This is a genomic window from Vibrio profundum (assembly GCF_050337555.1).
Taxonomy (GTDB): Bacteria; Pseudomonadota; Gammaproteobacteria; order Enterobacterales; family Vibrionaceae; genus Vibrio; species Vibrio profundum.
In genome coordinates this window covers 58,540-71,664 of the sequence record NZ_JAKJTA010000007.1, presented here as the reverse complement: position 1 = coordinate 71,664, position 13,125 = coordinate 58,540, and the positions used below count along the sequence as shown (strand labels likewise).

Annotated in this window: 15 protein-coding genes; 10 read left to right on the top strand and 5 right to left on the bottom strand. The window is 45.5% G+C overall.

Translation table 11 applies throughout. The annotated features are described in order from the left end of the window. Positions 1-6: 6 nt before the first annotated feature. From L4C34_RS07860 to pgpA, 6 genes are all read left to right on the top strand, one after another. Entirely contained in the window at positions 7-663 is a 657-nt protein-coding gene (locus L4C34_RS07860) for a riboflavin synthase (RefSeq protein WP_428788789.1), read from the top strand. Positions 664-767: 104 nt separating this feature from the next. Beyond that, the gene (ribBA, locus tag L4C34_RS07855) at positions 768-1,880 is read left to right on the top strand and encodes a bifunctional 3,4-dihydroxy-2-butanone-4-phosphate synthase/GTP cyclohydrolase II (RefSeq protein WP_428788788.1); all 1,113 of its coding nucleotides are present in this window, start codon (positions 768-770) and stop codon (positions 1,878-1,880) included. A gap of 120 nt (positions 1,881-2,000) precedes the next feature. Next, positions 2,001-2,471, top strand: coding sequence for a 6,7-dimethyl-8-ribityllumazine synthase (gene ribH / locus L4C34_RS07850; protein ID WP_428788787.1), 471 nt, complete (start codon positions 2,001-2,003; stop codon positions 2,469-2,471). Beyond that, positions 2,471-2,938 (top strand): transcription antitermination factor NusB, encoded by a 468-nt coding sequence (gene nusB / locus L4C34_RS07845; RefSeq protein ID WP_428788786.1) that lies wholly within the window; start codon positions 2,471-2,473, stop codon positions 2,936-2,938. Before ribH ends, nusB begins: the two co-directional genes overlap by 1 nt. Positions 2,939-3,013: 75 nt before the next feature. Beyond that, positions 3,014-3,985, top strand: a complete 972-nt coding sequence (gene thiL / locus L4C34_RS07840; RefSeq protein ID WP_428788785.1) for a thiamine-phosphate kinase — start codon at positions 3,014-3,016, stop codon at positions 3,983-3,985. Further along, a complete protein-coding gene (gene pgpA, locus L4C34_RS07835; protein WP_428788960.1) occupies positions 3,985-4,488 on the top strand; it encodes a phosphatidylglycerophosphatase A in 504 nt (167 codons plus the stop codon). Before thiL ends, pgpA begins: the two co-directional genes overlap by 1 nt. 94 nt (positions 4,489-4,582) lie before the next feature. On the opposite strand, the gene L4C34_RS07830 is transcribed toward pgpA, so the two are convergent. From L4C34_RS07830 to map, 4 genes are all read right to left on the bottom strand, one after another. Next, the gene (locus L4C34_RS07830) at positions 4,583-4,966 is read right to left on the bottom strand and encodes a DUF3461 family protein (protein WP_428788784.1); all 384 of its coding nucleotides are present in this window, start codon (positions 4,964-4,966) and stop codon (positions 4,583-4,585) included. A gap of 197 nt (positions 4,967-5,163) precedes the next feature. Further along, positions 5,164-5,601, bottom strand: a complete 438-nt coding sequence (locus L4C34_RS07825) for a hypothetical protein (protein WP_428788783.1) — start codon at positions 5,599-5,601, stop codon at positions 5,164-5,166. 187 nt (positions 5,602-5,788) lie between these two features. Further along, positions 5,789-8,374 carry a bifunctional uridylyltransferase/uridylyl-removing protein GlnD gene (gene glnD / locus L4C34_RS07820; RefSeq protein ID WP_428788959.1) on the bottom strand — a complete coding sequence of 862 codons (2,586 nt, stop codon included), beginning with the start codon at positions 8,372-8,374 and terminating at the stop codon, positions 5,789-5,791. Between the two features lie 162 nt (positions 8,375-8,536). Continuing rightward, positions 8,537-9,376 (bottom strand): type I methionyl aminopeptidase, encoded by an 840-nt coding sequence (gene map / locus L4C34_RS07815; RefSeq protein ID WP_428788782.1) that lies wholly within the window; start codon positions 9,374-9,376, stop codon positions 8,537-8,539. 380 nt (positions 9,377-9,756) lie between these two features. Between map and rpsB the strand changes: the two genes are divergently transcribed. Both rpsB and tsf read left to right on the top strand, forming a co-directional pair. After that, entirely contained in the window at positions 9,757-10,488 is a 732-nt protein-coding gene (gene rpsB, locus L4C34_RS07810) for a 30S ribosomal protein S2 (protein WP_428788781.1), read from the top strand. 128 nt (positions 10,489-10,616) lie between these two features. After that, complete coding sequence (tsf, locus tag L4C34_RS07805; RefSeq protein ID WP_428788780.1) at positions 10,617-11,459, top strand: translation elongation factor Ts; 843 nt, start codon at positions 10,617-10,619, stop codon at positions 11,457-11,459. 16 nt (positions 11,460-11,475) lie between these two features. Here tsf and L4C34_RS07800 read toward each other — a convergent pair whose 3' ends face one another. Beyond that, a complete protein-coding gene (locus tag L4C34_RS07800; protein WP_428788779.1) occupies positions 11,476-11,637 on the bottom strand; it encodes a hypothetical protein in 162 nt (53 codons plus the stop codon). Here L4C34_RS07800 and pyrH point away from each other — a divergent pair. Both pyrH and frr read left to right on the top strand, forming a co-directional pair. Continuing rightward, positions 11,636-12,382: a UMP kinase gene (gene pyrH / locus L4C34_RS07795; RefSeq protein WP_428788778.1), complete on the top strand. Its 747-nt coding sequence runs from the start codon at positions 11,636-11,638 to the stop codon at positions 12,380-12,382. The genes L4C34_RS07800 and pyrH overlap by 2 nt on opposite strands. 88 nt (positions 12,383-12,470) lie before the next feature. Then, positions 12,471-13,028 carry a ribosome recycling factor gene (frr, locus tag L4C34_RS07790; protein ID WP_428788777.1) on the top strand — a complete coding sequence of 186 codons (558 nt, stop codon included), beginning with the start codon at positions 12,471-12,473 and terminating at the stop codon, positions 13,026-13,028. Positions 13,029-13,125 lie beyond the last annotated feature (97 nt).

Below are 13,125 nucleotides of genomic sequence, written 5' to 3'. Positions count from 1 at the left end.
AGAATTATGTTTACTGGAATAGTTGAAGCCGTAGGAACCTTGACGGCATTGGAAACAAAAGGCAGCGATATGTGCGTAACCGTTGAAAGCGGTTCACTGGATATGTCGGATGTTAAACTGGGTGATAGCATTGCAACGAATGGCGTGTGCTTGACCGTAATAGAGAAACGCGACAACGCTTACCGAGCCGATCTTTCGCTGGAGACATTGAATAAGACTGCGTTTATCGATTATCAAGTTGGTGATCAGGTGAACTTGGAGAAAGCGATGTTGCCGACGACTCGATTTGGTGGCCATATTGTTTCTGGGCATGTGGATGGTATCGGTCAGATCACTCAACGCCAGCAAGTTGGCCGCTCTATCGAATTTTGGGTGGAAATTCCAGTAAGCATTTCTAAGTACATTGCAGAAAAAGGTTCGGTAACTGTTGATGGCATTAGCCTCACCGTGAATGCACTTGCAAAGAACGCATTTAAATTAACCATAGTACCGCATACCTCAAGTGAGACCACGATTGAGTCGTTTCAAATCGGACATAAGGTGAATGTAGAAGTCGACGTATTAGCGCGGTATATGGAACGTTTACTGCGTGGAGAGTCGGAAGAGCAGAAACCAGAATCTCGACTGACGATGGAATTTCTGCAGCAGAATGGTTTCGCCTAATTTTTCTCTGAAAGTGACTCAATTCGGCGATGAGTATTCATGAAAACGGGCTCATCGGTAGTAAAGTTATCAAGATTATAATAATTAAGTCGTAGGACAATAGAATGACAACCAGTACCCCACAAGAGATTATTGAAGATATCCGCCAAGGTAAAATGGTCATCCTAATGGATGATGAAGATCGTGAAAATGAAGGCGACTTGATTATGGCCGCCGAGCACGTAACGGCCGAGGCGATTAACTTTATGGCGACTCATGGTCGCGGCTTGATCTGCTTAACTATGACGAAAGAGCGCTGTGAGAATTTAGGCCTGCCGCCTATGGTTCAAGACAATAATGCTCAATATACCACCAATTTCACAGTGTCGATTGAAGCCTCTAAAGGTGTAACGACCGGCATCTCTGCTTCTGATCGCGCAGTAACGGTGCAAGCTGCGGTAGCCAAAGGTGCCAAAGCGGCAGATTTGGTTCAACCGGGTCACATCTTTCCACTTGCCGCTCAAGAAGGTGGCGTACTAACTCGCGCAGGTCACACTGAAGCGGGCTGCGATTTAGCGCGTTTAGCTGGGCTGGAGCCAGCCTCTGTTATTGTAGAAATCCTCAATGACGATGGCACGATGGCACGCCGTCCTGATTTAGAAGTGTTTGCGCAGAAGCACGGTATCAAACTAGGCACTATCGCCGACTTGATTGAATATCGTAACAACACTGAGACCACGATTGAGCGCGTGGCTAAGTGCCACTTACCGACTGAATTCGGTCAATTTGAACTGCACACATACCGCGATATCATTGACAATCAAGTGCACTATGCCTTAACCAAAGGCGAAATCAACGCAGAGAACGTGCCAGTTGTTCGAGTCCATCTACAAGATACTTTCACTGATTTACTCCGCAGTGATCGCAGTGCTGAGCGCAGTTGGTCACTCGATCAGGCGATGACACGTATCGGGAAGGACGGGGGCGTTTTAGTTATTCTGGGTAATGAAGAGTCCCCAGAGCTGCTGATGCACCGTGTGAAGGTGTTTGAAATGCAAGATAATGGCGAAGCGCCAACCCTTGCGAAAAAGCAAGGGACGTCACGCCGCGTGGGGATCGGTTCGCAGATTTTGGCTGATCTCGGCGTTACTGACATGAAACTTCTCTCCTCAAGCGATAAGAAATACCATGCGTTAGGTGGTTTTGGTTTGAATGTGGTTGAATATATCTGCGAATAATTACGATAACCGCCGGACCAATTTCTCAAGCAAATATACTAATTCTCATTAGATATTAGTCACAGTTTTGTGCTAGAATCCGGCGATTCTCACTTGATGAACATAGTTAAAGGAAAACATATGAAAGTGATCGAGGGTGGCTTCCCAGCACCAAATGCAAAAATTGCTATTGTTATTTCTCGTTTCAACAGCTTTATTAACGAAAGTCTTCTTTCTGGTGCAATCGATACTTTAAAGCGTCATGGTCAGGTTAGCGATGACAACATTGTTGTTGTTCGTTGTCCCGGAGCAATTGAACTGCCGTTAGTTGCGCAGCGCGTAGCGAAAACTGGTAAGTATGATGCGATTGTCTCTCTTGGCACAGTTATCCGTGGTGGTACACCACACTTTGACTATGTTTGTAGCGAGTGTAACAAAGGCTTGGCACAAGTGTCGTTGGAATACAGTCTTCCAGTGGCGTTTGGTGTCTTAACCGTTGAGACCATTGATCAGGCAATTGAGCGCGCAGGAACCAAGGCTGGAAATAAAGGTGCAGAGGCAGCACTAAGCGCACTTGAAATGATTAATGTTCTCGCAGAAATAGATTCCTAATGGGGGGCAGTGTGAAACCAGCCGCGCGTCGTAATGCACGTCAATTTGCTTTACAAGCAATTTACTCTTGGCAAATCACCAAAGAAAATGTTGCTAAAGTTGAAGAACAATTTTTATCTGGGGGCAAGTATGATGAAGAAGAGAATCATGCAGCTGAGCCAGCGTTATCGGCACCAGAAACCGATGTTAACTACTTTAGAGACTTATTGACTGGCGTCGTGCTGAGTCACACTGAGCTCGATAGTAAGCTAAGACCTTATCTATCTCGACCAATGCAAGATCTAGATATGATGGAACTTGCGCTGTTGCGTCTCGCTATGTACGAAATGACACGCCGTGATGACGTTCCTTACAAAGTGGTTATCAATGAAGCAATCGAGCTTGCGAAAGTCTTTGCTGCAGAAGATAGTCATAAGTTTGTGAATGGGGTGCTTGATAAAGCCGCCCCTCACGTGAGAAAGAAGTAAGCTTCTCTCCAGAAAGGTCAGCATACGCTGGCCTTTTTCTTTTCCAGTAACCTGTAACGACAAAGCATATTCCCCATGCCGAACGAATTTAATCTCATCGATCGCTATTTCCGTGATAAGCAGCCACAGCGAAAAGATGTGTTGCTTGCGATTGGCGATGACTGCGCGCTACTTCAGCCTCCCGAACACGCTTCTATTGCCGTCAGCACTGACACCTTAGTGGCAGGCACTCATTTTTTGCCAGAAGCGAACCCTGCTTGGTTGGCGCACAAAGCATTAGCGTCCAATATTAGTGACTTGGTTGCGATGGGTGCCACTCCTGCTTGGGTGTCGCTGGCGTTAACGATCCCAGATATTGATGAACCTTGGTTACACGAATTTAGTCAGGCTTTTTTCAAGTTAGCGGACTATTTTGGTGTGCAGCTGGTGGGTGGAGATACGACGAAAGGCCCTTTGAGTATTAGCATTACCGTGCAAGGTTTTGTTGATGCAAACCGCGCGTTACGTCGGGATGCGGCAAAAGTCGGGGATTGGGTTTATGTCACAGGAGACTTGGGTGACAGCAAAGCAGGCCTTGATGTCATCTTGCAGCCGCAGCTGCGCGATAAGCCTTTTGCGACTGAACTAGAACAACGTCACTACTTTTCGACACCAAGAGTGCTGGCGGGGCAGGCATTACTTAATCTTGCTAATGCGGCCATTGATATCTCAGACGGTTTAATTGCTGATCTTTCCCACATTCTTAAGCGTTCAGGGGTAGGGGCATCCATTGATGTCGGAACTCTACCTATCTCTAAAGAGCTGCTGTCGTTTGTGGGGGATTTGACCACCGCAAAACAATACGCGTTAACCAGCGGTGAAGAATACGAATTGTGTTTTACGGTTCCAGAAGCCAATAAAGGCAGCTTAAAAAGTGCCCTCGCGCATACTGGTACTAAGGTGACCTGTATCGGCCAGATTCGATCTGGCGACAAACTTGATCTGCATAATCGAGACCAGCCTTTAGACTGGCAGCTTGCAGGTTTTGACCATTTTGAGGATAAATGATGACTGATCCAAAAGCGAAATTATCGTTGAAAAACCCATGGCATCTGCTAGCAACTGGCTTTGGTAGTGGCTTATCACCGATTGTACCTGGGACTATGGGCACAGTAGCCTCGATTCCATTTTATTTATTGTTAGTACAATTGCCTGCCAGCGTATATTACGTGGCGGTTGTATTGTCGTGTTTGGTCGGTATTAAGATTTGCCAAGTGACCTCCGACGATATGGGTGTGCACGATCACGGCTCGATTGTATGGGATGAATTTGCAGGTTTCTGGATCACTATGTTGGTCGTGCCATACCTCAACCTAAATATTTGGGATTGGCACTGGATAGTTGCAGGTTTTGTATTGTTCCGTTTCTTTGACATGGTTAAGCCGTGGCCGATCAGCTGGCTAGATAAGAAAGTAGGCGGCGGGTTTGGCATCATGGTTGATGATGTACTCGCAGGTATCATGGCTTTGATTGCCCTAGTAGTACTTGGCAATTACTGTGGCTGGATATAGGTTAATTTAAAGTGTCGCCCAGTGCTATTCTGGGCGACATTTCTACGACGCTCTCTCACGCTAGCCTTCTTCAAATGAAGAACGGATAACGCCGTTATTTTAATTTATCTAGATCCGCTTCTATTTCTGCAATCTTGCAAGTGACGACTTTTTCTAAGTGCTTCAAGTCAGCAAGTATTTTACTTTTCACGTCCACTTCAGCCAGTTTTTCCGGCTTGGTTAGCGTATTCAGCTCATCGATGACTATCAGTAAGCTTCGGCTGATCTCGGTGACTTCTTTGTATTGATGGCTGCCGCGATCAACCAGAACATTTTTCACTTGCCGTGGGTATTTAAACTTAACACTTTTAGCGAATAACTCGCCTTTTTGTTTTTGAAAATAGATCTTGAGTACGTCTTTGTGCGCTTCTTGACGAAGCGAATAGCGTTCAATTTGTTTCGGGTCTTGAATACCAAGGCCCGTAAGATTGGGAAACATGGCTTATCTCTCCAGATACAATGCGATACGAGGGCGCACAAAGAACAAGCACCCTAATCGATAGTAGGCTGAGGTGGGAGATGTTGCCAGAATTCAGGGGGAGTTAGTTGGTCGAGTAGTCGGAGAACGTATGTTTCAGAAAAAGACAATCTAGCTTATTTTCGGGTACAAGAAGGCGGAAAAATAAATTATGAAGATTATTCTTTGTGCCTTTTTTGAGCTTCAGTGAGGCTATCTAGGCAAGCTTGGTAGGCTTCATTATAATGAAAAAAAACTTGAAAAACACTTTGGTTTTCTAGTCCGTTTATTAAAGCAAATCGTTGTATTTTTTTGGAAAGGACGAATGCACACAAAATACAATTATGCTCGGATATCCACTCTATGAATTCATTGCTGGCTTCCCAAGAATCAGATGAAGCCATCTCCCAGTGTCGACCATCAACTAAGTAAACCCAAGGAACAGCTCCCCCGCCTAGGGATGATAGAATGATTTCTTTCACTTCCTCAGCCCAAACTTGACAGGCTTCTTTGTTGGTTGAACCTGTTACTTTGGCATGTAGCATCTGCTTCTCAACACGTAAAGCCCACTCACCATGAATATTTCGCTGTACCATCACGTATATCTTCTTTCTCATGGAATTTAACCCTCAGACTCAGTATAGCTGATGCGAGTCTGTATATACGTGACGGCGTACTTTTTCAATTTTTCTATTAGAGTAAATTGTATACGACTTGCCCTGATAATATGTTGAGCGAGATGGCTTAGAGTCAGGTCTATTTAGTGTCGCTAGTATATGAAGCGGCTGCGATATAATAAAGCACCTATTTGCGACTCAATTTTTCAATATTACTCGCTATCCTTTCTTGAAGAACTTGCTTTTGTACCTCATCCAGTTGAGTGCCTTGATCGCTGGTGATAATAAATAAATCTTCAGCGCGCTCCCCAATGGTGGTGATTTTGGCGGCATGGAGGATTATCCCCAGCTCTGCAAACGTTGCCCCAACGGTCGCGAGCATGCCCGGTGAATCCAAGGCGACAAACTCCATTAGTGTACGTTTCTTACTCTTGGTCGGTAAGAAATCGACTTGAGTAGAGACTTTAAAGTGTTGTAACTGTCTAGGCGTTCTTCGTAGCTTGAGCTTGGATTGCCAGCCGAGCTTGAGAGCTTGGGTGAGCTGTTTGATAAGAGTCGGGTGGGTGTGATTCGGAATGGCTTGGCTGTGGCGATCGAGTACCATAAAGGTATCCAACACGTAGCCATTTTTGCTGGTTAATACCTGTGCATCGTGGACGCTGAAGTTTCTGCGGTCAAGTTCAGCAACAATGGTGGCAAACAGAGCTTCTTGATCCTGACAGTAAACAAAAACTTCTGTGCCACCTCGCGTAGCCTTTTGGCTGACCAAAATTAAGGGTTCGCTATGATCTTGGTGCTCAATTAAATGGCTGCCATGCCAAGCAATTTGTTTATGTGTGTGGCGTAGGAAATAATCGGCTTTGAAGCGTTGCCATAAATCGTGGATTTGCTGAGTGGTAAAGCCTTTTTTACGCAGCAGTGCAGAAGCGAGCTGCTGGTTGTGGCGAATTCTGTCTCGCACATCAACTGGGTTTTCTAATCCACGCCTTAGTGCTCTCTGGGTAGAGTGGAATAGCTCAGCGAGTAGGGTGCGTTTCCAACTGTTCCAAAGCTCTGGGTTGGTTGCACAAATGTCGGCGACGGTTAAGCACACTAGGTAGTCTAAATACTCTTCGTCGCGTACTTGCTTAGCAAATTCGGTGATCACCTCTGGATCGTAAATATCTCGGCGCTGGGCGGTAATGGACATTAATAAATGGTTTTTGACCAGCCATGAGACCAATTTAGATTCTGGCTTTGATAGACCGTGATCAATACAAAACTGATAAGCTTCTATTGCGCCGATCTCAGAGTGATCGCCACCACGGCCTTTGCCGATATCGTGGAAGATGGCCGCCAGTATTAACAATTCCTTCTTTTGAATTCTTGGGAAAACATCACAACATATTGGGTGTTTGTTGCTGTTCTCAGGAGAACTAAATGTATGGATGTGTTTTAGTAGGCGGATACTGTGCTCATCGACCGTGTAGACATGGAAAAGATCGAATTGCATTTGTCCGACGATTTGGCTCCATTGCGGAAAGTATGCTGCGAGCACGCCTAGTTTGTGCATCAGGCTGAAGGCTTTAGTGAGGCAGTTTGGATGACGGGCAAGGCTCATGAACTTTTCTCGAGCCTCAGGGATCGTATGCAAAAACTTGTTTAACCTGCGCCTCGCGGTGCGCAATTGGCGCATGGTTGATGGCGCGACGCCTTCAATCGTGGAGTCGTTGGCAATATGGATAAACATATCCAATATAGTTTCTGGGCGCGCTTGGAATAGAGCGGGCTTTCTTGCTTCAATAAGGGGCCCGCGACGTTGAAAATCGTCGCTGAGTTTTACCGCTTCCAATTCCACACCATTGTTTAAAATGGCTTGGTCAAAGATTTTTAGCAACATTTTATTGAGTTCAGCTACGCGACGCAAAGTGCGGTAGAACTCTTTCATCATTTTTTCTACCGCTCGATTCCCCTCACCAGTAAAACCTAAATGTTCAGCGACTTGAGCCTGATGAGCGAAGGTGAGTCGATTATCGTAGCGTTTAAGTTCGATATGTAGTGCAAAGCGTATACGCCAGAGAAAAGTTTGGCACTCGACTAGCTCGCGATATTCTGCGTCGGTTAAAAAGCCAAACCGGCTCATCTCGAGTAGTGAAGTGGCGCCAAAGTGACGCCGAGCAATCCAACTTAGGGTGTGGATATCACGCAATCCACCTGGAGTTGACTTAACATCCGGTTCTAAGTTGTATGTGGTGTCATGGTAGCGTGCATGTCGCTGTTTTTGCTCTTTGACCTTAGCTTGATAAAAATCTTCACTTGGCCAAAAAGATTGCGACAGAATGTGTTCTTTCAAGCGAATAAACGTGTCGTTGCAGCCCACTAAAAAACGCGATTCTTGTAAGTTGGTTGCCACGGTAAGGTCGTCTCGTCCAATTGTGGCACACTCTTCTACCGTGCGGACCGCATGACCAATATCTAGCCGTAAATCCCATAGAAACGTTAATAGTTCACTGACTTTTTCTTCTTCATCCGTTGCCAGTGCGTTTTTAGAGACCACTAGAATATCCACATCCGATAGGGGATGAAGTTCACCGCGCCCATATCCTCCGACTGCAACCAAGGCGAGGTTATTGAGCTCTGAGAAGCCAAAATGGTGCCACAGGCGACATAGCAAGCGGTCGATGTAATCCGAGCGACTTTGCACGAGCTCTACTACTGAGTGATGAGAGAGAAACTGCTGCTTTTGCTGGGCGCTAAATTCGGCCAATTCCTCTTTAATGCTAAGAGTGGACATTGCATGAGGCAGTTCAGCGGATTGAGAGTGTGCTGGCATAATGACTGATCAATTGAAGAAGCGATAAAAACAATGTATCAGAAACAGTTCGAGAAAAAAAACACCCCGTGGTGTGGGGTGTTTTTTGCAGGTAAGGCGTGAGCTACTGAGATTAGTATCAGACTAGTTGTGTAATTCTCGTGCGATGGTCTCTTCGCCGCGTAAAGTGAGAATTTCAACGCCAGTCGCGGTGACAAGTAAAGTGTGTTCCCACTGCGCTGAGTTTTTGTTGTCACCAGTATAAACCGTCCAGCTATCTTGATCGTCTAGGCGACAGCCAAATTTGCCAGCGTTGATCATTGGCTCGATGGTAAAGGTCATGCCTTCACGTAAGATAGTGGAGTCGTTGTTTTTGTAATGCACCACTTGTGGATCTTCATGAAACTGACTGCCAATGCCGTGGCCGCAGTAATCTTTCACAATCGAGAACTTAGCGCGTGGGTTATTTTTATTGTTGGTCTTGATGTACTTTTCGATTGTGGTGCCAATCTCGCCTAGCTTTACGCCGGGTTTCACCTTTTTAATCGCTAAATACAGGCTTTCTTGAGCAACCATGCATAGACGTTTGTTCGCTGGTAGAACTTCACCGACAAAGAACATTTTTGATGTATCGCCATGGAAGCCATCTTTGATGACCGTGATGTCGATATTGATGATGTCCCCATCTCGTAAAACGGCAGGTCGTGAAACCGATCCACATTGGCTATCTTCCGTTGCCGGAATACCATGGCAAACCACGTGGTTGATCGACGTACAAATTGATTTCGGAAAACCGTGATAGTTGAGAGGCGCAGGGATCGCGTCTTGAACTTCAGTAATGTGCTTGTGGCATATTTGGTCGAGTTCTTCGGTCGTTACACCAGGTTGCACATGCGGTGCGATCATTTCTAGAACTTCGGCAGCCAACTTGCCAGCAATCCGCATTTTTTCAATTTCTTCATCAGTTTTAATGTGTATAGACATCGAGGTTCCAACTGTTTTTGAGGTGGGGTTGTGCTAATAAGAATTATTCTAACAGGAAGAATTCGGAAAGTGTATGAAATCAGTCTGACTGCTAGTGTTCGATAGCGTTACTCATTTTGCTACCTGAAGTGGGCTGAACGCTTCTTTACCATGGGAGTGACAGCAACTTTTACTAGCCAAAATGCCTAGAAATATGGTATAAAGCGCGCCGGAACAGTGCTCAGTGTTCTCTACTTATTAGCGAAGCTGTGCACGTCCTTAAACTTTATCTTTAAATCACACACGTTCCGACACATGTTCCGGGGTGCTTCAGCTAACAAGTTAGCTAGGGGTCGGATTCATGGGGAATGTGGAGGCCTAACCCCATAGAGGATTTTAAAATGGCAACTGTATCAATGCGCGATATGCTTAAAGCTGGTGTTCACTTCGGTCACCAAACTCGTTACTGGAACCCAAAAATGAAGCCATTCATCTTTGGTGCTCGTAACAAAGTTCATATCATCAACCTAGAACAAACTGTACCTATGTTCAACGAAGCTCTTAACGAGCTAGCTAAAGTTGGCGAGAAAAAAGGTAAAGTTCTTTTCGTTGGTACTAAACGCGCTGCATCTGAAGCTGTTAAAGAAGCTGCTATTGCAAGCAACCAGTTCTACGTAAACAACCGCTGGTTAGGTGGTATGCTTACGAACTACAAAACTGTTCGTCAATCTATCAAGCGTCTAAAAGACCTAGAAGCGCAAGCTCAAGATGGTACTTTCGACAAGCTAACTAAGAAAGAAGCTCTAATGCGTACCCGTGAAATGGAGAAGCTAGAGAAATCTCTTGGTGGTATCAAGGATATGGGTGGTCTTCCAGACGCTCTATTCGTTATCGATGCTGATCACGAGCACATTGCAGTTAAAGAAGCTAACAACCTAGGCATCCCAGTTTACGCTGTTGTAGATACTAACTCTAACCCAGACGGTATCGACTTCATCATCCCAGGTAACGATGATGCAATCCGTGCGGTACAACTGTACCTAAACGCGGCCGGTCAAGCTGTAACTGAAGGCCGTAACAAAGACGTTGCTGAAGTTGCTGAAAAAGACGGTTTCGTAGAAGAAGCTGAATAATAGCGGCTCTGCCCAACTTGGTGATGCAAACTCATTTTTGATGTGCACACCAAGTTATAGTTAGCATTAGGGGCCCATATATTGGCCCCTGATTTTTACCAAATCCAGAATCAACTGAGGAATAGAGAATGGCTGTAACTGCTGCTCTAGTTAAAGAACTGCGCGACCGTACTGGCGCAGGTATGATGGACTGTAAGAAAGCGCTGAACGAAACGAACGGCGACGTTGAACTTGCAATCGAAAACATGCGTAAATCAGGTGCTGCTAAAGCTGCAAAGAAAGCAGGTAACGTAGCGGCTGAAGGCACTATCATCATCAAAGAAGAAAACGGCGTTGCTGCTCTTCTTGAAGTGAACTGCCAAACTGACTTTGTTGCTAAAGATGCTAACTTCCTTGCGTTTGCAAACGAAGTTGCACAAGATGCACTTGCTTCTAAAGCGACTGCTGAAGAACTACAAGCGAAATTCGAAGAAACTCGTATCGCTCTAGTAACTAAAATCGGCGAAAACGTAGCTATCCGTCGCGTACAGTACGTTGAAGGCACTGCTATTGCTTCTTACCGTCACGGTGAGAAAATCGGCGTTGTTGTTGCGGGTGAAGGCGATGCTGAAACTCTTAAGCACGTTGCTATGCACGTTGCTGCTTCTCGTCCAGATTACGTTAACCCAGAAGATGTACCTGCAGACGTAGTTGAAAAAGAGAAAGCCGTTCAAGTTGAAATCGCTATGAACGAAGGCAAGCCAGCTGAAATCGCTGAAAAAATGGTTGTTGGCCGCATGAAGAAATTCACCGGCGAAGTTTCTCTAACAGGTCAAGCGTTCGTAATGGAACCTAAGAAAACTGTTGGCGAAATCCTAAAAGAGCGTTCTGCTTCTGTTTCTACGTTCGTTCGCCTTGAAGTAGGTGAAGGTATCGAGAAAGGCGCAGAAATGAGCTTTGCTGAAGAAGTAGCACTAGCGCAAAAAGGTTAATCCTAGCGACTAAGTGTTAACTGTTAAGACCGTGGCCATGGCTACGGTCTTTTTGTGAATAAATGCCGTACTTTAGAGCGCAGAAGATAGCAGTGACCATTTGGCTTTGATAGATAACATCAAGCACCAAATGATGACGGTTAATCCACGACTCAAACTTTTGTAAGGAAAAGTCCATGACAACGAACCCTAAACCTGAATATCAACGTATCCTGTTAAAATTAAGCGGTGAAGCATTACAAGGCGCAGAAGGTTTTGGTATCGATCCGACTATTCTTGACCGCATGGCTCAAGAGGTCAAAGAGCTGGTCGAGCTAGGCGTTCAAGTGGGCGTTGTGATTGGTGGCGGTAACCTGTTTCGAGGTGCAGGCTTAGCAGAAGCTGGTATGAATCGAGTTGTTGGTGATCATATGGGTATGCTTGCTACCGTGATGAATGGTCTAGCAATGCGTGATGCACTGCACCGTGCATATGTGAATGCGCGCGTGATGTCTGCGATTCCGTTGAAGGGCGTATGTGATGATTACAACTGGGCAGATGCGATCAGCCAGTTGCGCCAAGGTCGAGTAGTTATTTTTTCAGCCGGTACAGGCAACCCATTCTTTACGACCGATTCTGCTGCGTGTCTACGCGGTATTGAAATTGAAGCGGATATCGTGTTGAAGGCGACTAAAGTTGATGGCGTATTTACCGCAGATCCAGTAGCCAACCCAGAAGCGGAGTTGTATGATAAGCTGTCTTATCAAAGTGTTTTAGAACAAGAATTGAAAGTGATGGATTTAGCCGCGTTTACGCTAGCTCGCGATCACAAAATGCCAATTCGCGTTTTCAATATGAATAAACCAGGCGCATTACGTCGTGTAGTTATGGGTGAAGTGGAAGGGACGCTGATCAGCGATTCCGAGTCAGTCTCAACGAAATGAGATACACAAGCAGCCTGAATATCAGGCTGTTGCCCTTGTATACAATCAATTTTCTTTAAGTCAGAACCCAAATTATTAAGGTGAGATCGTGATTGACGAAATCAAAGTAGATGCGCAAGAGCGCATGGACAAAAGCGTAGAAGCATTGAAAGGCAGCCTGTCAAAAATTCGTACAGGCCGTGCACACCCTAGCTTGCTGTCAGGTATTTCTGTTGAGTACTATGGCGCCGCGACACCATTGAACCAAGTAGCAAACGTTATTGCAGAAGATGCGCGTACTCTTGCGATCACTGTCTTTGACAAAGAGCTAGCACCAAAAGTAGAAAAAGCGATCATGCAGTCTGATTTGGGTCTGAACCCAATGTCTGCTGGCACAGTAATCCGTGTACCGCTTCCTCCTCTTACTGAAGAGCGTCGTAAAAACTTGGTGAAAATCGTACGTGGTGAAGCTGAAGGTGGCCGTGTTGCTATCCGTAACATCCGTCGTGACGCGAACGGCGACCTTAAAGCGCTATTAAAAGATAAAGAAATTTCTGAAGATGAAGACCACAAAGCGCAGGACGAAATCCAGAAGTTAACTGATATCGCAGTGAAGAAAGTTGATGAAGTTCTAGCTGTGAAAGAAAAAGAGTTGATGGAAGTTTAAATATTTATATAAACTCCTGTCAAAATCTAAAACAACGCTGTGCTGAAGTGACGTCACAGCGTTGTTTTATTGATGCCCCAATATCCGCTGGTAGTCC

Excerpts from the sequence above, each read along its gene's own strand:
- L4C34_RS07830 (WP_428788784.1), bottom strand. The coding sequence starts at position 4,966 with ATGTTTCCCAATCTTACGGGCCTTGGTATTCAAGACCCGAAACAAATT.
- pgpA (WP_428788960.1), top strand. The coding sequence starts at position 3,985 with ATGACTGATCCAAAAGCGAAATTATCGTTGAAAAACCCATGGCATCTG.
- L4C34_RS07860 (WP_428788789.1), top strand. The coding sequence starts at position 7 with ATGTTTACTGGAATAGTTGAAGCCGTAGGAACCTTGACGGCATTGGAA.
- L4C34_RS07800 (WP_428788779.1), bottom strand. The coding sequence starts at position 11,637 with ATGGACTTTTCCTTACAAAAGTTTGAGTCGTGGATTAACCGTCATCAT.
- tsf (WP_428788780.1), top strand. The coding sequence starts at position 10,617 with ATGGCTGTAACTGCTGCTCTAGTTAAAGAACTGCGCGACCGTACTGGC.
- map (WP_428788782.1), bottom strand. The coding sequence starts at position 9,376 with ATGTCTATACACATTAAAACTGATGAAGAAATTGAAAAAATGCGGATT.
- ribH (WP_428788787.1), top strand. The coding sequence starts at position 2,001 with ATGAAAGTGATCGAGGGTGGCTTCCCAGCACCAAATGCAAAAATTGCT.
- nusB (WP_428788786.1), top strand. The coding sequence starts at position 2,471 with ATGGGGGGCAGTGTGAAACCAGCCGCGCGTCGTAATGCACGTCAATTT.
- L4C34_RS07825 (WP_428788783.1), bottom strand. The coding sequence starts at position 5,601 with ATGAGAAAGAAGATATACGTGATGGTACAGCGAAATATTCATGGTGAG.
- thiL (WP_428788785.1), top strand. The coding sequence starts at position 3,014 with ATGCCGAACGAATTTAATCTCATCGATCGCTATTTCCGTGATAAGCAG.
- pyrH (WP_428788778.1), top strand. The coding sequence starts at position 11,636 with ATGACAACGAACCCTAAACCTGAATATCAACGTATCCTGTTAAAATTA.
- rpsB (WP_428788781.1), top strand. The coding sequence starts at position 9,757 with ATGGCAACTGTATCAATGCGCGATATGCTTAAAGCTGGTGTTCACTTC.
- ribBA (WP_428788788.1), top strand. The coding sequence starts at position 768 with ATGACAACCAGTACCCCACAAGAGATTATTGAAGATATCCGCCAAGGT.
- glnD (WP_428788959.1), bottom strand. The coding sequence starts at position 8,374 with ATGTCCACTCTTAGCATTAAAGAGGAATTGGCCGAATTTAGCGCCCAG.